General features: G+C 72.0%; 20 protein-coding genes. 13 read left to right on the top strand and 7 right to left on the bottom strand.

The annotated features are described in order from the left end of the window. Window positions 1-6: 6 nt before the first annotated feature. The 3 genes from CW359_RS07480 to CW359_RS07470 are packed head-to-tail and all read right to left on the bottom strand — an operon-like array spanning window position 7 to window position 2626. Window positions 7-789: an ABC transporter permease gene (locus CW359_RS07480; RefSeq protein ID WP_105968986.1), complete on the bottom strand. Its 783-nt coding sequence runs from the start codon at window positions 787-789 to the stop codon at window positions 7-9. After that, complete coding sequence (locus CW359_RS07475; protein WP_232838272.1) at window positions 786-1652, bottom strand: ABC transporter permease; 867 nt, start codon at window positions 1650-1652, stop codon at window positions 786-788. Before CW359_RS07475 ends, CW359_RS07480 begins: the two co-directional genes overlap by 4 nt. Then, complete coding sequence (locus CW359_RS07470) at window positions 1649-2626, bottom strand: ABC transporter substrate-binding protein (protein WP_105968985.1); 978 nt, start codon at window positions 2624-2626, stop codon at window positions 1649-1651. Before CW359_RS07470 ends, CW359_RS07475 begins: the two co-directional genes overlap by 4 nt. Window positions 2627-2795: 169 nt before the next feature. Between CW359_RS07470 and CW359_RS07465 the strand changes: the two genes are divergently transcribed. Then, entirely contained in the window at window positions 2796-3602 is an 807-nt protein-coding gene (locus tag CW359_RS07465) for a PaaX family transcriptional regulator (protein ID WP_105968984.1), read from the top strand. Here the strand turns inward: CW359_RS07465 and CW359_RS07460 are convergent. The 3 genes from CW359_RS07460 to CW359_RS07450 form a co-directional block, all read right to left on the bottom strand. Beyond that, window positions 3592-4341 (bottom strand): hypothetical protein, encoded by a 750-nt coding sequence (locus CW359_RS07460; protein ID WP_105968983.1) that lies wholly within the window; start codon window positions 4339-4341, stop codon window positions 3592-3594. The two genes, CW359_RS07465 and CW359_RS07460, sit on opposite strands and share 11 nt — an antisense overlap. A gap of 58 nt (window positions 4342-4399) precedes the next feature. Further along, on the bottom strand, window positions 4400-5425 hold the full coding sequence (locus tag CW359_RS07455) for a DUF6745 domain-containing protein (RefSeq protein WP_198655125.1): 1026 nt from the start codon (window positions 5423-5425) through the stop codon (window positions 4400-4402). A gap of 99 nt (window positions 5426-5524) precedes the next feature. Then, on the bottom strand, window positions 5525-5851 hold the full coding sequence (locus CW359_RS07450; RefSeq protein ID WP_105968982.1) for a hypothetical protein: 327 nt from the start codon (window positions 5849-5851) through the stop codon (window positions 5525-5527). Window positions 5852-6096: 245 nt separating this feature from the next. Here CW359_RS07450 and CW359_RS07445 point away from each other — a divergent pair, with 245 nt between their 5' ends. From CW359_RS07445 to CW359_RS07405, 9 genes are all read left to right on the top strand, one after another. Further along, entirely contained in the window at window positions 6097-7065 is a 969-nt protein-coding gene (locus CW359_RS07445) for an STM4015 family protein (protein WP_105968981.1), read from the top strand. Window positions 7066-7114: 49 nt separating this feature from the next. Then, on the top strand, window positions 7115-8335 hold the full coding sequence (locus tag CW359_RS07440) for an STM4014 family protein (protein WP_232838271.1): 1221 nt from the start codon (window positions 7115-7117) through the stop codon (window positions 8333-8335). A 31-nt stretch (window positions 8336-8366) separates the two neighbouring features. Next, window positions 8367-9173 (top strand): STM4013/SEN3800 family hydrolase, encoded by an 807-nt coding sequence (locus tag CW359_RS07435; RefSeq protein ID WP_105968980.1) that lies wholly within the window; start codon window positions 8367-8369, stop codon window positions 9171-9173. Continuing rightward, complete coding sequence (locus CW359_RS07430; RefSeq protein WP_105968979.1) at window positions 9170-10525, top strand: STM4012 family radical SAM protein; 1356 nt, start codon at window positions 9170-9172, stop codon at window positions 10523-10525. The genes CW359_RS07435 and CW359_RS07430 overlap by 4 nt, the downstream gene beginning before the upstream one ends. A gap of 10 nt (window positions 10526-10535) precedes the next feature. Further along, window positions 10536-11462: an STM4011 family radical SAM protein gene (locus CW359_RS07425; RefSeq protein ID WP_105968978.1), complete on the top strand. Its 927-nt coding sequence runs from the start codon at window positions 10536-10538 to the stop codon at window positions 11460-11462. 25 nt (window positions 11463-11487) lie between these two features. Next, window positions 11488-12072 carry a hypothetical protein gene (locus CW359_RS07420; RefSeq protein WP_105968977.1) on the top strand — a complete coding sequence of 195 codons (585 nt, stop codon included), beginning with the start codon at window positions 11488-11490 and terminating at the stop codon, window positions 12070-12072. Window positions 12073-12199: 127 nt separating this feature from the next. After that, window positions 12200-12961, top strand: a complete 762-nt coding sequence (locus CW359_RS07415) for a nuclear transport factor 2 family protein (protein ID WP_105968976.1) — start codon at window positions 12200-12202, stop codon at window positions 12959-12961. Window positions 12962-13096: 135 nt separating this feature from the next. Then, window positions 13097-13705: an ester cyclase gene (locus tag CW359_RS07410; RefSeq protein ID WP_105968975.1), complete on the top strand. Its 609-nt coding sequence runs from the start codon at window positions 13097-13099 to the stop codon at window positions 13703-13705. 154 nt (window positions 13706-13859) lie between these two features. Next, window positions 13860-14867, top strand: coding sequence for a protein-ADP-ribose hydrolase (locus CW359_RS07405; RefSeq protein ID WP_232838270.1), 1008 nt, complete (start codon window positions 13860-13862; stop codon window positions 14865-14867). A 44-nt stretch (window positions 14868-14911) separates the two neighbouring features. Here CW359_RS07405 and CW359_RS07400 read toward each other — a convergent pair whose 3' ends face one another. Then, complete coding sequence (locus CW359_RS07400) at window positions 14912-15811, bottom strand: helix-turn-helix domain-containing protein (RefSeq protein WP_198655124.1); 900 nt, start codon at window positions 15809-15811, stop codon at window positions 14912-14914. 108 nt (window positions 15812-15919) lie between these two features. Between CW359_RS07400 and CW359_RS07395 the strand changes: the two genes are divergently transcribed. The 3 genes from CW359_RS07395 to CW359_RS07385 all read left to right on the top strand — a co-directional run bounded on the left by CW359_RS07395 (window position 15920) and on the right by CW359_RS07385 (window position 18755). After that, complete coding sequence (locus CW359_RS07395) at window positions 15920-16789, top strand: SIR2 family NAD-dependent protein deacylase (RefSeq protein WP_105968974.1); 870 nt, start codon at window positions 15920-15922, stop codon at window positions 16787-16789. Window positions 16790-16989: 200 nt separating this feature from the next. Continuing rightward, window positions 16990-17919 (top strand): ABC transporter ATP-binding protein, encoded by a 930-nt coding sequence (locus CW359_RS07390; RefSeq protein ID WP_105968973.1) that lies wholly within the window; start codon window positions 16990-16992, stop codon window positions 17917-17919. Beyond that, complete coding sequence (locus tag CW359_RS07385; protein WP_105968972.1) at window positions 17919-18755, top strand: hypothetical protein; 837 nt, start codon at window positions 17919-17921, stop codon at window positions 18753-18755. Before CW359_RS07390 ends, CW359_RS07385 begins: the two co-directional genes overlap by 1 nt. Window positions 18756-18764: the final 9 nt, after the last annotated feature.

Here is an 18764-nt window from a genome sequence, read left to right as displayed (position 1 = left end):
TCCTTTTCAGGGGGTGCGCCGGGCCCGGCGCAGGCCGTGGTACCAGGCCAGGGCGCGGTTCTCGGCGAACCGGAAGAGCAGGGAGAGGAGGAAGCCGAGGATGCCGAGCAGCAGGACGCCGCTCCACATCTCGGGGATGGCGAACGAGCGCTGGAACTGCACGATGGTGAAGCCCAGGCCGTTGCTGGCGGCGAACATCTCGCTGATGACCATGAGGATGATGCCGATCGACAGCGCCTGCCGCATACCGGTGACGATCTGCGGGCTCGCCCCGCGCAGCACCAGGTGGCGCAGGCGGGCGGTGCCGGTGATGCCGTAGGACCGGCAGGTGTCGCTGAGCACCTCGTCGACGGCGCGGACGCCCTCGACGGTGTTGAGGAGGATCGGCCAGACGCAGCCGCTGACGATGACGAGCACCTTCATGGTGTCGCCGATGCCCGCGAACAGCATGATCACCGGTACGAGTACGGGTGGCGGGATGGCCCGGAAGAGTTCGAGGACGGGTTCGAGGACGTCGCGTACGGCCCGCCGCATGCCGACCAGCAGGCCGAGGCCCACGCCGATGACGACGGCGAGGAGATAGCCGGCCGTGAGGCGCAGGAGGCTCGGTACGACGTCGGACAGGAGCCGGTCTCCCGTCCAGACCTTGCCGAAGGCGTCGAGGATGGCGGACAGGGGCGGGACGTAGAAGTCGGTGCTGTCGGCGGTGGCGTACCACCACACGGCGAACAGGGTGGCGGGCAGGCCCAGCAGGAGCAGGGCTCGGCGCAGGACGGTGAGGGCGGTCATGCGTTCACCTCCGTGCGTACGGACTGGTGCCAGTGCAGGGCCCGGCGCTCGACCGCTCTGGCCGCGAGGTTGACGGCGACGCCGAGCAGCCCGGTGACCAGGACGAGGGCGTAGACGCGCGGTACGGCGCCGGAGGTCTGGGCGACGGCGATCTCCTGGCCGAGTCCGGGGGCGCCGATGACGAGTTCGGCGGTGACGGCGAGGATGAGCGCGACGGTGGCGGCCAGCCGGACGCCCGTCATGACGTACGGCAGCGCGGTGGGCCACATGACGTGGCGCAGCCGTCCCCAGGTGCCGAGGCGGTAGCTGCGGGCGGTGTCGTCGGCGACCGGGTCGACGTCCTGGATGCCGGCCAGGACCTGGACGATGACCTGCCAGAAGGCGGCGTACACGACGAGCAGGAGTTTGGACCTGAGGTCGGCGCCGTAGAGGAGGACGGCGACGGGGATCAGGGCGACGGACGGGATGGGGCGCAGGAACTCGATGGTGGAGGCGGTGACCGCGCGCAGGACGGGCACCGAGCCGATGACCAGTCCGGCCGCCACGCCCGCCACGACGGAGATGACCAGGCCCAGGCCCCAGCCGGTGAGGGTGTCGCCGAGGGCGGTCCAGAAGGTCTGCTCGGCGAGCAGACCCCACAGCGCGCGGACGGTCTCCGAGGCCGGTGGCAGGTAGTCGGCCGACACCAGGCCGGTGTGCGGGAGCGCTTCGAGTACGGCTACCAGGCCCGCGAGCCCGGCGAGGCCGCGCAGCGGGGTGACGGCCCGGTCCGGCAGCCGCCGCCGGGCGGGGGCTCCGCCGGGACCGGTGCCGGTCCCGGCGGAGCCGCCCACCACGGTGGTGCTTGTGGCGGGGCGGGTCATGAGAAGAGGGCGGTCAGGTCGGGCTTCTTGCCGTCGAAGAGGCCGTCCGTCTCGCCGAGGGAGGCCAGCTTCTCCAGCGAGGCCATGTCGATCTCGGCGGGCCAGGCGGGCAGTGTGAGCTGGTTCAGGACGTCTGCGCTGATCTTCGTGTAGGTGGTGAGGATCTGGCGTGCCTCGTCCGGGTGGTCGGTGGCGTACTTCAGCGACTCGGTCATGGCCTCGGCGAACTTCTTGACCAGGTCGGGCTTCTGTTTTGTGAGCTGGGTGGAGGTGAAGTAGGTCGCGACGGTGAGCTTCGGGTCCGTCTCGGCGAACGGCGAGGCCACGACGCGGGCACCCTGCGCCTTGGCGGCGTTCATCGCGGGATCGCCCATCCAGGCGGCGTCCACCCGTCCGGCGTCCAGTGCGGCCGGCATCTGGTCGAACGGTATTTCGACGAACTTGACCTTCGACGGGTCGCCGCCGGCCAGCCGCACCGACTCACGCACCGTCGTGGACCCGATGTTCTGCAGGGTGTTGACGGCGACCGTGTGCCCGGCGAGGTCCTTGGCCGACTTGATCGAGCTGTCCTTCTTGACGGCCACCCCGGTGACATCGCCCCCGATCTTCCCGTTGGAGGCCGCGCCGTTGACGACGGACTTGATCGGTACGCCCTTGACCTGGGCGATCATCAGCGACGTGGTGTTGCTGAAGCCGAACTGGAACTGGTCGCTCACCACACCGGGGATGATCGCCGCGCCGCCCTGGGCGGCCACCATCTCCAGTTCGATGCCGCGGCTGCTGAAGAACCCCTTCTTCTGGCCCAGATAGAGCGGGGCCACGTCGATGATGGGGATGATGCCGACCTTGACCTTGGTGGTCTTGGCTCCGCCCGAGGACGACGAACCGCTGTCCGCCGAGTCCGACGATCCGCATCCGGCCGCACCGACGACCGTGATCACTACTGCGGCAAGCCCGAGAATGCGCCTTTGCATGGGCCCCTCCTGAGGAAGCAACACCGAATGTTGTGCACTTTCTTGACGGCCGCAATGTACACACCTATGTTCGCGCTGTCAGCACTCCGGACAAGAGAGGCACCCGGCGACTTCGACCGGCGCGGCCACCACCCGGCCGAGGCCCAGGCGAAAGGGAGTTCAGCCCTCCATGACCTCGCCCATCCCGCAGCTGCGCCCCCAGTCGCTGCTGTTCGCCTTCTTCGGCAGCTACGTCCTGGAGGAGGGGCTCGGGCCCGTGTACTCGGGCAGCATCATCGATGTCCTCGCCCGCACCGGGGTCGGTGAGCACGCCGTCCGGTCCACCCTCACGCGCATGGTCAACCGGGGGCTGCTGCGGCGGCAGCGCGAGGGGCGCCGGATGCACTTCGGGCTGACCGCGCAGACGGAGCAGGTCCTGTGGGACGGCAAGCGGCGCCTGTGGCAGACCGGTGCCGTGAACGACGACTGGGACGGCACCTGGACACTGCTCGGCTTCTCACTGCCCGAGTCCTGGCAGCGCCAGCGGCACGATCTGCGCTCCCGGCTCACCTGGTCGGGCTTCGGCGCCCTCTACAGCGGGCTGTGGATCGCGCCCGGCGACGTGGACGCCTCCTCCTTCGTCGCCGAGCTGGGCCTCGCCGCCCACGTCAAGATCTTCCACGCCACTGCCGACGACGCCACCGACATCGCCCTGATGATCCGGGACACCTGGGACCTGGGCGAGGTCGGCGCCCGCTACGCCGACTTCGACAAACGCTGGTCCGACCGGCCGGGCACCGCCTCCGGCGATCCGCTGGGCATCCGGCTGCGGGTGATCAGCGAGTGGCTGGACATCATCCGCACGGACCCCCGGCTCCCCGCCCGCCATCTGCCCGCGGACTGGCCGGCCCGCCCGGCCCAGGAGACCTTCCACCGCATCGCGCGGGAGACCGAGGCCCCGGCCCGCCGGACGGCCGCCGAGTTCCTCACCGCTTGAGGCTCGACATCAGGTCGCGCATGTCGGCGATCATGGCCGACCGGTACAGGGACAGGTCGGGGAGTTCCGGCCCGTCACCGACGGCGGTCTCGTCCTGGTTGTCGCCCTTGTAGTACGTGTAGACGGAGAGATCCAGCGAGAGGACCGCTCCCCCGTCCAGTACCCGCAACTCCGCCTTGTTGTTGTCCTGGGTCAGGAGATACGCCTTGTCGCCAAGGTCCGGAACCGTCTGGACCTGGTCCTCGGAAAGAATGCCGGCATCGGTCACCCGTCGGCCTGCCTCGAACTCCGCGCCGGGATCGGTCTTCTTGTGCAGTGCCACCGCGATTCCGACGGTGTAGCCGGTGAACCACCCCTTCCCGGCCTGCTCCCCGCCGGCCAGGAACCGGAGGGGAATAGAGCACTGGATCTGGTCGAGGGCCGCATCGCGCAGCAGGGCCGAGTCGATCTTGGAGGTGGGCTCTCTCGGCGCGATCACCGCACCGAGCGCCTTCAACCGCAGCGACGGGCAAGGGTCTTGCTTCAGCTGGTACCCGTTCAAGTCCGGCTTCTGCTCGCCCGCTCCGTACACGAACAGCGCCGCCGCCCAGAGGACGGACGCCAGCACGGCCCCGCCCAGCGCCCACTGCCACGGCGGTCGCGGCCGGGGTTCCCCACCGGGCTCCTCGTCGAAGCCGCCCACCACCTCGCGGGTGTCGACTCCGTCGAACTCCCCGGCCAACTCCGGCTCCGAAATCATCCCGCTCCCTCGACCATGTGTTCCGCCTTCGTCAGGATGATCGCAGCAGCGCCCCCGTTCACGTCTGCCGGAGCGGCTCGTACGCCTCCGCCTCGACACCGAACGTCCAGGCCACCCCTTCGCGCGCCGTACGGGTCGTCGGCGGCACCCTCAGCCAGTACGTACGGCTCGTACCGTCCGGTTCAGGTGTGGAGTTGACGACCTCGACCATCACCACGTCCTCGTCGCCGACGAGCTGGACGCGCCACAGCACACCTGTCTCGTCGCGGTGGACGGGTACCGCGCCGGACTCCTCCAGATAGCGGTCGTAGCCGTAGAACTCCAGCATCACGCGCCGGAGTTCGGCGTTCTCCTCGTCGCGGATGCGCTCCGGGGTGAGGGTGCTCAGTTCGTCCAGGAAGTCCTTCGGTACGGGCATGCCGCGCCAGGCGTACAGCTCGAAGCCGTCCGCGTAGCCGAGGGCCGGGCCGTCGCCCCGGTCCAGGCGGCCCGCCTCGTCGCGGTGCAGGGCCAGCGGGCGTTCGCTGAGGATCACGGTCCTCTCGTACGGCCACCACCAGCCCGCGTCGCGCGCCACGGCTGCCAGGCCGGCCAGCGGGCTGTCGTCGCCCGGCTCGAACGCGCACATCCACGCCGCGTCGTGCTGCCCCAGCGCCGCGTCCAGGAGCAGCAGACGGACCCGCGCCTCCGTCTTCCGGTCGGCGCCGAGTTCCTCGACGATGCCCGCCCGCACCCGGTCCACCAGCGTGCGGGTCGCCTCCCACAGCCCGGCCCCGGTGGCCCGCCAGTGCCCGCTCCACCGCTCGGCGCCCAACTCGGCGTGCAGCCGCCCCCGTTCGGCGGCCCAGGGCGCGCTCCACACGGCGTCCCGGACACCCGCGCCGAGGGTGCCGAGCGGCGAACCGTCCGGGTGCGCCTCCGTCATGAGCATCCGTACGGCCTCCAGGGGCGAGCGCGCCCACAGGACGCGCTCGGGTTCCGGCAGGCCCGCCCGCCGGTAGGCGAGCCGGACGCCCGCCTCGGCCGCCGCCCGGTCGCCCGGTCCCGTCGCTGTCGCCGCCGTCCGCCAACTGCCCTGGTCCATCAGTGCCGTTCCTCTCCAAGTGCTGTGCCGCCGGCCGCGTCCCCATGTCGTACGGTCCGGTCGGTCCTTCATCGGTCCCGTGTGTGTGCCCGGGCGTCGTCAGTCGGCGACGACGCGCACCGAGCCCGGTATGTACTCCCGCTGCCTGATCACCCGGTACCAGCCCTTCGGGAGCGTGATCGCCGCGTGCTCCTCGTGGACGACGCGGGCTCCCTCGGGCACGTGCAGCAGCATCGGGCCGAACACCCCGGCCTCGCGGATCAGCCGCCCCGGACCGGCCACCGCGTGGGCGTGGCCGGTGACCTCGCCGAGCGCCAGGACGAGTCTGCCGCGGCCGTCGCGCGGTTCGGACGCCGCGTCGACCGCGAACTCCGGCACCGCGCCCTCCGCCAGTGCCACGATCAGTACGTCTCCCTGCCGGTACATGGGTCTCCCTCCCGTTTCGGCACTCCGTGTGCCATGGGAACGACCGTAGGGGCGGGCACTGACAATCGGTCCCCGGCACCGTCTCCACGGGCCGCCGACGAGCCGGTTCGCCGTGTGGGAGGCCCCAGTTGGCGGCGTTGTCAGTGGGGCTTGGTAGAACTCCTCTACCTGGACGCGATCGGCGCGCGCCAGGACCGGGACCACGACCGCCGATCCACCGGCATCGCATCAGGGAGCAGGCACGCATGACCATCGGTAGCCACCTCACGGAGTTCCACGGCCTGCCCGCCTTCACGTTTCCCGACGCCGGTGACACGTCGGCGGACGCGTCCGCCCTGCCGGCGCCCGAGTCCGTCGCCTGGCGGGTCGCCGTGGACTCCTACGACTCCAAGGAGCAGTGGGAGGAGGCCTTCGCCCGCTTCCTGGCGGCCGTCGACACCGAGCGGGTCCGCGCCCTGGTCGTCGGCGCGTGGAGCGATGTGTACGACAGCGGTCCGGACGAGGTGATCAAGGCGCTGGTCGAGGCCCGCGACCGGCTGCCCGCGCTGCGCGGCCTGTTCCTGGGCGACATCGTGATGGAGGAGGCCGAGATCTCCTGGATCACCCAGGGCGAGGTCACACCCCTCCTGGAGGCCTTCCCCGCCCTGGAGGAGTTCACGGTCCGGGGCGGCAACGGACTGGTCTTCCCGGCCGTGCGGCACGAGCGGCTGCGCAAACTGGCCGTCGAGTCCGGCGGTCTGCCCGTCGCGGTGGTGCGCGGCATCGCGGGCAGCGATCTGCCCGCCCTCGTCGAACTCGACCTGTGGCTCGGCACGCCCGAGTACGGCGGCGACGCGGAGATCGCCGACCTGGAGCCCTTCTTCGCGGGCACGCGGCTGCCCGGCCTGACGCATCTCGCCCTGCGCAACAGCGAGATGCAGGACGCCATCTGTACGGCGCTCGCGTCCGCGCCGGTGGTGGCCCGCCTTGAGGTGCTGGACATCTCGATGGGCGTGCTCACCGACGACGGTGCCACGGCCCTGCTGACCGGCCAGCCGCTGACACATCTGAAGAAGCTCGACCTGTACCACAACTACCTCAGCGACGAGCTGCGCACCCGGCTGCTGGAGACGCTGGAGCCCGCCGGGGTGGAGGTGGACGCCGATCCCGAGGACGCCGAGTCCGACGAGGAGGAGGACGGCACGGTCTGGCGGTTCGTCTCGGTGGGCGAGTAGGGCGCTCGGGGGGCCGGAGACAGGTACGAAGAGGGGGATGGTGAGCACCATGGGGCGCACGCATGAGGAGGACGCTCCGCCGAGGTGGGCGGTGGTCGCCAACGGTGACAACCGCCGGGTGGGCATGTTCGCCGCGGCCACCGAGGCGGCCGGTCACGGCACGCCCCGCGTGGTCGAGTGGGCCGACGTGCTGCGGGACGGCGGCCACGACTTCGCGGACGACGAGCTGGTCCGCCTCGACTCCCCGGGGGAGGACGCCGAGGTGGACGCGCTGCTGCGCGGGGCCGACGAACCGACGCGGGTGGAGGGCTCCGCGCGCTGGTACGGGCGGTTTCTGGCGGGCGTGGCCTCGTTGCGCGGCGGGCGCAGGCTCGACGACCCGGCGGAGCTGGCCGTGATGTTCGACAAGCGGCTCTGTCACGACCGGCTGGCCCGGGCGGACGTGCCCGTGCCGCAGTCCCCCACCTCGGGGGGCGTACCGCCGGTGCGGGACTGGGCGGACGTACGCCGTCTCATGGACGAGGCGGGGCTGCGGCGGGTCTTCGTCAAGCTCGCGCACGGTTCCTCCGCCTCCGGTGTCCTCGCGGTCGAGACCACCGCGTCGGGGCGGATCCGCGCGACCACGTCCGTGGAGCGGACCGGGGAGGGCCGGCTCCACAACTCCCTGCGGGTGCGCCGGTACACCGAGGAGCGGGAGATCGCCGCGATCGTCGACGCGCTGGCGCCGGACGGGCTGCACATCGAGCGGTGGCTGCCGAAGGCCTCCCTCGGCGGCCGGTCGGCGGATCTGCGCATCGTGGTCGTGGGCGGCCGGGCCACCCACGCCGTGGTCCGCACCAGCCGCTCCCCGCTGACCAATCTGCATCTCGGCGGGGCGCGCGGCGATCTGGCGGCCGTCCGGGCGCTGGCCGGTGACCGGTGGGCCACGGCCCTCGAAACCGCCGAGCGGGCCGCGGCCTGCTTCCCGGGCACCCTGTGCGTCGGCGTCGATGTGCTGCCCGCGGTCGGCTGGCGCCGGTTCGCCGTCGGCGAGGTCAACGCCTTCGGCGACCTGCTCCCCCGGCTGACCGGCCTCCCGGGCAGCGGGGCGGAGGGCCTGGACACCTACGCCGCACAGGTCGCCGCGGCCGTCTCCTTCTCCCCCGGCCGGCTCCCGGGACAGGCCGCGGCTGTCGGCCCGATCGCACCACCCGGACTGCCCGGACTGTCACCCGAACGACCGCACGAACTGTCGTACGAACTGCCGAGGAACACCCATGCCACCGTCTGAGCCCTCCCCCGCCCCGCCCGCCGGGCCGGACATGAACGAGGTGGTGGGCCGGGACGACCTGCTCCTCCTCACCCTGGACACCCTCCGGTACGACGTGGCCGTCGAACTCGCCGCCGCCGGACGGCTGCCCAACCTGACCGCCCGGCTGCCGGGCGGCGTCTGGGAGGAGCGGCACGCGCCCGGGAGCTTCACCTACGCCTCCCACCAGGCGATGTTCGCGGGCTTCCTGCCCACCCCGGCCGGACCAGGACCGCATCCGCGCCTGTTCGCGGCCAGGTTCGCGGGCAGCGAGTCGACGGCGGACGGCACCTACGTCTTCGACACTCCGGACCTGGTGTCCGGGCTCGCCGCGCACGGGTACCGCACGGTGTGCGTCGGCGGGGTCGGCTTCTTCAACAAGCAGGGCGCCCTGGGCGACGTACTGCCCGGGTTCTTCCAGGAGAGCCACTGGGAGCCGGAGTTCTCCGTGGCCTCCCCGACCTCCTTCGAGGCACAGGTGGCGCGCGCCGAGAAGACCGTCGCCGAACTGCCGCCCGAGCAGCGACTGTTCCTCTTCGTCAACGTCTCCGCGCTGCACCAGCCCAACTGGTTCCACCTGCCCGGCGCGACCCGGGAGGCGGGCGACAGCCGGGCCACCCATGCCGCCGCGCTGGAGTACGTCGACCGGCATGTCGGGCGGCTGTTCGCGGCGATGAGTTCGCGCCGCCGCTGCTTCGCCATCGTCTGCTCCGACCACGGCACCGCCTACGGGGACGACGGTTACACCGGCCACCGCCTCGGCCACGAGTCCGTGTGGACCGTGCCCTACGGCCACTTCTTCCTGGAGCCGTCCGTATGACCGTCACCGCGACCGACAGCGCCACACTCACCCCACGGCCCTACCAGAGCTATACGTACGCCTACCCGCACAAGACCGCCTACCGGCCGCTGTCACCCGCGCCCCGGCTCGCGGACCTGTGGGCCGGGGAGTCACGGCAGTCGCTGTCGCTGTATCTGCACATCCCGTTCTGCGAGGTGCGCTGCGGCTTCTGCAACCTGTTCACCCGCATCGGGGCGCCCGACGGTCTGCCGGGCCGCTATCTGGACGCCGTGCGGCGCCAGGCCGCCGCCGTGCGGGAGGCGTTGGGCGACGCGGAGACCCCCCGGTTCGTCAACGCGGCCTTCGGCGGCGGCACTCCGACCTTCCTGGAGGCCACGGAGCTTGATCGGCTGTGCGACATCGCCGAGTCGGAGATGGGCGTCGACCTGCGGGCCGTACCGCTGTCGGTGGAGGCGTCGCCGTCCACCGCCACGGCCGACCGGCTGGCGGTGCTCGCCGAGCGGGGCGCCACCCGGCTCAGCCTCGGCGTGCAGAGCTTCGTCGAGGAGGAGGCACGGGCCGCCGTACGCCCGCAGCACAGGTCGGATGTGGAGGCGGCGCTCGCCCGCATCCGTGAGGCCGCCGTCCCCGTCCTCAACATCGACCTGATCTACGGCATCGACGGCCAGACCGCGGCCAGTTGGCGCTACTCCCTCGACGCGGCGCTGGCCTGGCGCCCCGAGGAGATCTACCTCTACCCCCTCTACATCCGCCCGCTCACCGGCCTCGGCCGCCGGGTCGACCCGGCGGCGGCCGACCGCGAGTGGGACGAGCAGCGCCTGCGCCGCTACCGGGAGGGCCGCGACCATCTGCTCTCCCAGGGCTACGAGCAGGTGTCGATGCGGATGTTCCGGCGCGCGGACGCACCACCACAGGGCCCGGACGACTACGCCTGCCAGACCGACGGCATGATCGGTCTCGGCTGCGGGGCCCGTTCCTACACCTCGCGGCTGCACTACTCCTTCGACTACGCCGTGTCGATGGGCGAGATACGCGGCATCATCGACGACTACACGGCCACCGCCGACTTCTCCCGTGCCCTGCACGGGCGTTGGGTCGACGCGGACGAGGCTCGGCGCCGCCATCTGCTGCAGTCGCTGCTCCAGGCGGAGGGCATGCCCGTCGCCGAGTACCGGCTGCGGTTCGGCTCCGATCCTTACGCCGACTTCCCCGCCGAGCTGGACACCCTCGCCGCCCGAGGCTGGCTCGACGGCGACCGGGCGGGACAACTGCGGCTGTCCGCCGAGGGGTTGGCCCACTCCGACGCCATCGGGCCCGAGTTCTTCTCGCCGGACGTGCGGGCCGCCATGGCCGCCTACGAGACGAAGTGAGCGGGTCGGCATGGATCTGACGCTGCTGTACCGGGGTCCGCTCTCCTCCTGCGACTACGACTGCCCCTACTGCCCGTTCGCGAAGCGCCGCGACAGCACGGCCCAACTCCGCGCCGACCGAGCCGCGTTGGAGAGGTTCACCGGGTGGGCGCGGGAGCAGCGGGAGGACCGGCTGTCGGTGCTCTTCACACCGTGGGGCGAGGGGCTGGTCCGCTCCTGGTACCGGCGCGCTCTCGTCGACCTCTCGCACGAGCCGCACATACACCGGGTGGCCATCCAGACCAACCTGAGCTGCCGCACCGACTGGCTGGCGGACGCGGACCGCGACACCGTCGCCCTCTGGTGCACCTACCACCCCGGACAGACGCCCTACGAACGGTTCCTCACCAAGACGCACGAACTGTCCGCCCTCGGGGTCCGCTTCAGCGTCGGTGTCGTCGGCGTGCCGGACCATCTGGAGCACGCGCGACGGCTGCGCGCGGAGCTGCCGGAACACGTCTACCTGTGGGTGAACGCCGCCGAGGGCCACACCTACACGGACGAGGAGGCCGACCGCTGGACCGCCCTGGACCCCCTCTTCCCCTTCAGCCGCCATCCGCACCGCTCGGCGGGCCTGCCCTGCCGCACCGGCGAGTCGGTACTCTCGGTGGACGGCGAGGGCACGGTACGCCGGTGCCATTTCGTCCGTACGGAGCTGGGAAATCTGTACGACGGCTCCTACCGGGCCGCGCTCGGACCGCGGGCCTGTCCGCTGCGGGTGTGCGACTGCCACATCGGCTACGTGCACCTGGAGACACTGCCGCTGTACGACGTGTTCGCGGGCGGCATCCTGGAGCGCGTGCCCCGGGCTGTCCCGGACCGGCCGCTGCCGCTCCCTCTGCTCCCGGCCGAGTTGGCGTCGACCACCGCCGCCGTGACAGGGTCGCCCGAGTCGTGACTGTGCCGTGGGTGAGAGGAAGTTCGTGGACACGCAGACCTGGGACGCACTGGCCGCATCGATGAGGAACGCGTACACCGCGGGCCTGGGCGAGGGGGCCGTGCCCCGTCCGGTCATCATGCCGCTGGTCCGTGGTGAACTCGTCGGCCTGATCTGGCTGCGTCCCGTCGAGACCGGCAGGGACGCGCTCACCGGCATCGCCCAGCTGTCGAACATCGCGGCGGCGGCCGGTGCCGACGAGGTCGTCCTCGCCTGGGAGTCGCGGGACGTCGCCGCCCTGTGCGAGCAGCCGGCCGACGGCCCGGAGCCGTGCCTGAACATGCTGCACGCCACGAAGGACAGCCACACCCTGCACCGGTTCCCCTACGCCGAGCAGGCCCTCGCCACCTCCCCCGGCACCGGGGCCGAGGGCCCGGCCGGGGTCGAGCCGCGCTGGCTGCCCGCGCCCGAGCCCCAGCCGGGCGCCGAACTGCTGCCGCCGGTCCGGGCCGCCGTCGACTACTCCTTCGTCCCGCTCGACATCGACCACCCCTCCCCCTTCGGTGTCACCGTCGTCCTGATGGAGGAGGACGGCTACAGCGTGCGCCTCACCGAGGCGTTCGCCTTCTGACTGTCGCTTTTTGACCATCGAGAGTCGGCTGGAAGCCCGGCCGACCCTGTCTTCCCGACCTAGTTTGAACACACCGCCCCGATCGTCCCGCGCGGTTCCGCAAACCAGGAAGACAGTGAAGACAGTCATGAGCAACGTGAAGAACACGGTTCTCCAGGCCGCCACCGAACTGTTCGGCGACAAGGACCCCTCGGCCGTGGACCGCTGGGTCGCCGCCGACTACAGGCAGCACAGCTCCCTCGCCGCCGACGGCCCCGAAGCCCTCCGCGGGCTGGTCGCGAGCCTCGGCGCGGACTTCCGCTACGAGGGCGCCCGGGTCGTCGCCGACGGCGACCTGGTCGCCCTGCACGGCACCTACCACGGCTTCGGCCCCGTCCCGCTCGTCGGCTTCGACATCTTCCGCGTCGACGCCGACGGCAAGCTGGCCGAGCACTGGGACGCCCTGACCCCGCAGGTCGAGGACACCGTCTCGGGCCGCTCCCAGACCGACGGGCCGACCGGCACCGGCGACGCGGACAGCACGGACGCCAACCGCGCCCTGGTCACGGAGTTCGCGGAGAAGGTCCTCGTCAGCGCCGACTACTCGGTCCTGACCGACTACATCTCCACCGAGACCTACCACCAGCACAACACCGAGGCCGCCGACGGTCTGGACGGCTTCGGCGCCGCCGCCGCGAAGTGGGCCGAGGAGGGCAAGAACCTCGTCTACAAGAAGGTCCACAAGGTGATCGCCGAGGGCGACCTCGTGCTGACCCAGTCCGAGGGCGAGTTCGGCGTGCCCGTCGCCTACTACGACCTGTTCCGCGTCGCCGACGGAAAGATCGTCGAGCACTGGGACGTCATCGCGCCCGTGCCCGCCGAACTCCCGCACGGCAACGGCCTGTTCTGACGGCGAACCGCCACCGACACCGCGACGCGTCGCCGGCTCGATACGTCGCCACCTCGATATGTCGCCGGCTCGACGCACACCGTGGCCTCCACACCTCTGTACCTCGACACCTCCACAAACCCCGAGGAACCCCCCGTGATAGACCGCCGTTCCCTCCTCCGGAACAGCAGTGCCGCCACCCTCGGCGCGCTGGCGCTCACCGCCGTGGCCGGCGGCACCGACCTGGCCGCCGCTGCCGAACGCCACCCGCAGCTCCTCGGCGACCCGGCCTCGACCCCCGAGGCGGAGTCGCTGTGGCCCCAGCACCTCACCCCCACCGAGCGCCGCAACCTCAAGACCTTCGACGAGCTGGACTTCGCGGTCTACTCCGGCCAGGAGTGGGAGCGGCTCGGCGAGAGCCACTCCCGGAACATCCGCGTGCACTGGCCCGACGGCCACTACACCGACGGCATCGAACGTCATGTCGCCGACCTGAAGGCCCAGTTCGTCTGGGCGCCGAACACCCGGATCAGCGAGCACCCGATCCGGATCGCCAAGGGCGAGCTGACCGCCGTCACCGGCGTCATGAAGGGCACCTTCTCCCGGCCGATGCCGGACGGGAACGGCGGCTTCGTCCAGCCGACGGGCAACAGCTTCGCCGTGAACATGGTGACCGTCGGCCTCTGGAACAAGCGCGGTGTCATGGACGAGGAGTTCCTCTTCTGGGACAACCAGACCTTCCTCCAGCAGATCGGCCTCGCCTGATCCTCCCGGTGTCCGGTGCCCGGCAGCCGCGCCACGACGCGCGCCCGCCGGGCACCGGCACGACCGGCGCCCCGACCCACCCCCGACCCATTGATCCGGCTGCCACCCGCTCCACTCCCCCTCCGCCCTCCGCCCTCCGCCCCGGAGCCTCCCCATGACGATGCCGCCGTCCCCGTCCGCCTTCTCCCCGCACAGCGGCCTCGCCGACCGGCCGTCCTCGGGACCGGGACTCCCCCTGGCCGCCTACCGCGCCGCGATCTCGCTCGACGAGCCCTTCCTGCCGTCCACGGCTCCAGCCCCGCCCGATCGGCTGGACGAGCGGGTGCGCACGGCCCTGCGGCTGCTCAGCGACGACCCGGCGGTACCCCGGCTCGGTCTGCGGCCCGACGCCCTGCGGGACCTCGCGGCCGACGGCGCCTCGGCCCGCCGGCTGCTGCGCGCCCTGCTGACCGTCCGCCCGCCCGGCGCCCTGCCGGACGGTGTCACCGAGGCGCTGGACGCCGTCCTCGGCGCGGAACGCGGCCTCCGGCCGACGGTGCGGGCGTCCCGACTCCCCACCATCGCGGCGCGGTTCCCCCACTCCCCCTACCGGGCGGCCGACCGCACCGCACTGTGGCGGGGCGACATCACGACCCTCTCGGCGGACGCCATCGTCAACGCCGCCAACAGCGCCCTGCTCGGCTGCTTCCAGCCCCTGCACGCCTGTATCGACAACGCCATCCACAGTGCCGCCGGGCCCCGGCTGCGGGACGACTGCCAGACCGTCGTCACCCTCCAGGGCACCGCCGAACCGACCGGCACGGCCAAGATCACCCGGGGCTACCACCTGCCCGCCCACTACGTCCTGCACACCGTCGGCCCCATCACCGACGGCCGGCCGCGCGCGGACGACGAGGAGGCGCTCGCCGCCGCCTACCGGGCCTGTCTGGACCTGGCCGCCGAGGTCGGGTCCATCCGCACGGTCGCCCTGTGCGCCGTGAGCACCGGCGTCTTCGGCTACCCCAAGGAACAGGCCGCGCCCCTGGCCCTGCGCACGGTCGCCGACTGGCTCGACACGTACCCCGGACGCTTCGACCGGGTGGTGTTCACGGTGTTCGGAGCGGCCGACGAGAACGCCTACCGCCAGGCACTGCGCACCGAACCGAACCGCCCGCACCTCTGACCAGCGCGCGTAAAGGCCGGCCGGCGCCCCGGCGGAGCCATGGCCTACTTCTCCGCCCGCCCCCGCACGACCTCCCGGAAGTCGATCGGCGACTGCCCGACCCGGTGCTGGAAGTACTTGCTGAACTGGGACGGGTTGGCGAAGCCGAGCTGGGCCGCGACCCGCGCCGCCGTCTGGTCGCTGTGGGCCAGCAGCCGCTTCGCCTCCAGGACGACCCGGCGGTCCACGAACTCCTTGGCGCTGACCCCGGCGGCGCCCAGCGTGGCCCGGGCGAGGGTGCGCGGGGAGTAGCCGAGCAGCTGGGCGTAGTCCTCCACGCGCCGGGTCCGGGTGAAGTGCTGTTCGACCGCGTCCCGGAACCTCAGGTAGGTCTCGTCCGGCTCCGGCGCGGGCCCGTCGGCCGGGACCGTGAGGTGGGCCAGCCGCAGCACGAGGACCGCCAGGAGGTGCCGCAGGGCCGCCACGTGCACGTCAAGCGGCAGCTGGCCGAGGGCGTGGAACTCGCGGCTCAGATGCTCCGCCGCGAGGTCGAGGGCCCGGGCGTCGTCGGCGACGGGGGTGCTGACGACGGGGGCGTGCGCGTCGTCGACGCGGGCGGCCGTGGCGGTGGCCGGGTCGAGGAAGTCCTGCCGGAACAGGACGAGCGTGCCCTCGGCCCCGGTGACGTCGCCCCACTGCTGCACCTGCCCGGGCCGCACCCACAGCCAGGAGCCCGGCCGCAGCGCGTGCGCGGTGAAGTCCACGGTGTGGGCGAGGCCGCCCGCCGTGAGCGTGAGCAGGTGGTGGAAGTCGGGGCGCTGCGGCCGGGCGAGGCGCTCACCGGGTACCCGTCCGCGCAGGTCGGCCAGCGACATGGTCTCGACACCGGCGGGCGTTCCGGCCGGTGCGGCGAAGGGGACCTCGCGGATCTCCCGCGCCGCACTCTGTCGGTTTTTGGCCATCATCAGTCGGAAGTGTATCCGGCCCGCACCGGTTCCTCCTCGTACGTTCGAGGTCACGCCGTCTCGGCAAGGTGCCGGTGCGGCGGAAAATGGAAAGGGTACGAAGGACACGTGAGCGCCACGAGCAGCAACTCCCCTCTCTCCGCGGCCCGGGCCGACGGGACGTTCCGTGACTGGCTGGGCGAGGCGGACCGGGTCCTGATCGCGGCCGGTGCGGGCCTCAGCGCCGCCGCGGGCTACGACTACGGCGACACCGAACGCTTCCGGCAGCTCCTGCCCGCGCTGTACCGGCTCGGTCTGCGTTCGCGCTATCTGCTGGGCGTGCCGCTGCCGGCGGACATGATGTGGGGCTACTGGGCCGTCCACATCGACGACATCAGGTACGGCACCGCCCCGAACCCGCTCTACCGGCGGCTGCGGGCCCTGGTCGGCGACCGCGACCACTGGGTGATGACGTCGAACGTGGACGCCCTGTTCGCCCGCAACGGCTTCGCGGCGGACCGGGTCTTCACCCCGCAGGGCGACTACGGCCGGCTGCAGTGCACGGTGCCCTGCACGCGCGAGACCTGGCCGAGCAGGCCGTTCCTCGACACCGTCCTCGCGGCGTACGACCGGGAGAGCGGCCGGGTGACCGACCCGGCGGCCCTGCCCCGGTGCCCGGACTGCGGTGGCGAGGTCTTCCCGAACGTCCGGGTCGGCCCCGGGTTCGTCGACGACGCCCACCTGCCCGCCGGGCGGCGACTGGCCGAGTGGCTGGACCGGGAGACCACCGGCGGCCGGTTGCTCGTCGTGGAGATCGGCGCCGGGTTCAACACCCCGGGCGTGATCCGCCGGCCCATGGAGAGCCTCGTACGCCACACCCCTGGCGCCCGCCTGGTGCGGATCAACCCGGGCCACCCCGAGGTCCCCGCCGATCTGGGCGACCGCGCGCTGTCCCTCCCCTTCGGCGCGGACCGGCTCCTGGACGACGGCGCCTCCTGACGGTTCCCGCCGCGCACGGCCGCGCCTCCTGACGGCCGCTCACGTACCGCTTGCGAAGGACCCGCCAGTGGTACCGCGGTACCACCCGGTCACCGGAGTGTCCCCTGTGGTCCCACGGTCGTGACCAGTGCGTCTCGTAGTTTCGACAGCAGACGCCGCGGTGCATCCGCAGCCGTGTTCGAGGCAGGAAGGCCACTCCCATGATCGAAGCGCGTGAGCTGACGAAGCGGTACGGCGACAAGACGGTCGTCGACCACTTGAGCTTCACCGTCAAACCGGGTGAGGTGACCGGCTTCCTCGGCCCCAACGGCGCGGGCAAGTCCACGACCATGCGCATGATCATCGGCCTGGACGCCCCCACGGGCGGCTCGGTCACGGTCAACGGGCGCTCCTACGCGAAGCACCCGGCGCCGTTGCACGAGATCGGCTCCCTGCTGGAGGCCAAGTCCGTCCACCCGGGGCGTACGGCGTTCAACCACCTGATGGCGCTCGCGCACACCCACGGCATCTCGCGCGGCCGGGTCGACGAGGTCATCGAGCTGGCGGGGCTGACCAGCGTGGCCGGGAAGCGGGTCGGCGCCTTCTCGCTCGGGATGGGCCAGCGGCTCGGCATCGCCTCGGCGCTGCTCGCCGACCCGGCGATCGTCATGCTGGACGAACCGGTCAACGGCCTCGATCCGGAGGGCGTGTTGTGGGTACGCAACCTGCTGCGCTCGCTGGCCGACGAGGGCCGGGCGGTGATGCTCTCCTCGCACCTGATGAGCGAGACCGCGCTGATCGCCGACCACCTCGTGATCATCGGCCGGGGCCGGCTCCTCGCGGACACCACGGTCGACGACTTCGTGCGGGAGGCGGGCGGCGGCGGTGTGAAGGTCTCCACCACCGAGGCCGTACGGCTGCGTTCGCTGCTGGCGGGCCCGGACGTCGTCGTCAGCTCGTCCGCCGCCGAGGAACTGGTGGTGTCGGGGCGCAGCGCCCGGGAGATCGGGGCGGTCGCCGCCGAGCACGGGATCGCGCTGTACGAACTCACCCCGCAGGCCGTCTCCCTGGAGGAGGCCTTCATGGCGCTCACCCATGACGCCGTCGAGTACCAGAGCGCCCCCGCCGACACCGCACGAAAGGCCGCCTGATGACCACCGACACCCTTTCCGCGGCTCCCGTCCGCACGACCGTGCGCAAGGTGACCGCCCTGCGGGTACTGCGTTCGGAGTGGGCCAAGTTCTGGTCGCTGCGCTCCAGTTGGATCACCCTGGGCGTCTCCCTGCTCCTGCTGGTCGCCCTCGGTGCCATCGCCTCCGCCACCTACAGTCCGGACGTCGTCGCCGACGGCGGGCCGCCCGGCGGTCCGGGCTCCGGCACCCAGGACGCGGTGAGTCTCGCGCTGCTCGGGGTGACCTTCGCCTCGCTGGCCGTCGGCGTCCTCGGGGTGCTGCTGTCGGCGGGCGAGTACAGCACCGGCATGATCCGCTCCACCCTCACCGCCGTACCGCGCCGGCTGCCCGTGCTGTGGTCGAAGGCCGCCGTGATCGGGCCCGTCGCCCTGGTCCTCTCCACCGTCGGCGCGCTGGCCGCCTTCCAGCTGGGCACCCTCGGTCTGGACGGCGAGAAGATCGCCCTGTCCCTGAGCGACGACGGGGTGCTGCGCAGCCTGGCAGGTGCCGGGGTCTACCTCGGTCTGGTCGCCGTGTTCGGTGTCGCCCTGGGTGTGCTGCTGCGCTCCTCCGCCGGCGCCATCGCGGTCCTGGTCGGTGTTCTGCTGATCCTGCCCGGCCTGGCCTCGCTGCTGCCGGACTCGCTGTACGACAACATCAACCCGTACTTCCCCAGCAACGCGGGCTCGGCCGTGTACGCCCTGCACGAGTCCTCCGACGCCCTCTCGCCCGGAGCGGGCCTCGCCGTCTTCGCCGGCTGGGTGGCGCTGACCCTCGCCGGGGCGGCGTACCGGCTGGTCCGCAGCGACGCGTGAGCGGCGGGC

Source organism: Streptomyces geranii, assembly GCF_002954775.1.
Lineage (GTDB): Bacteria > Actinomycetota > Actinomycetes > Streptomycetales > Streptomycetaceae > Streptomyces > Streptomyces geranii.
Note: the sequence above shows the minus strand (reverse complement) of the source record. Positions and strands in the feature narration are given on the sequence as shown.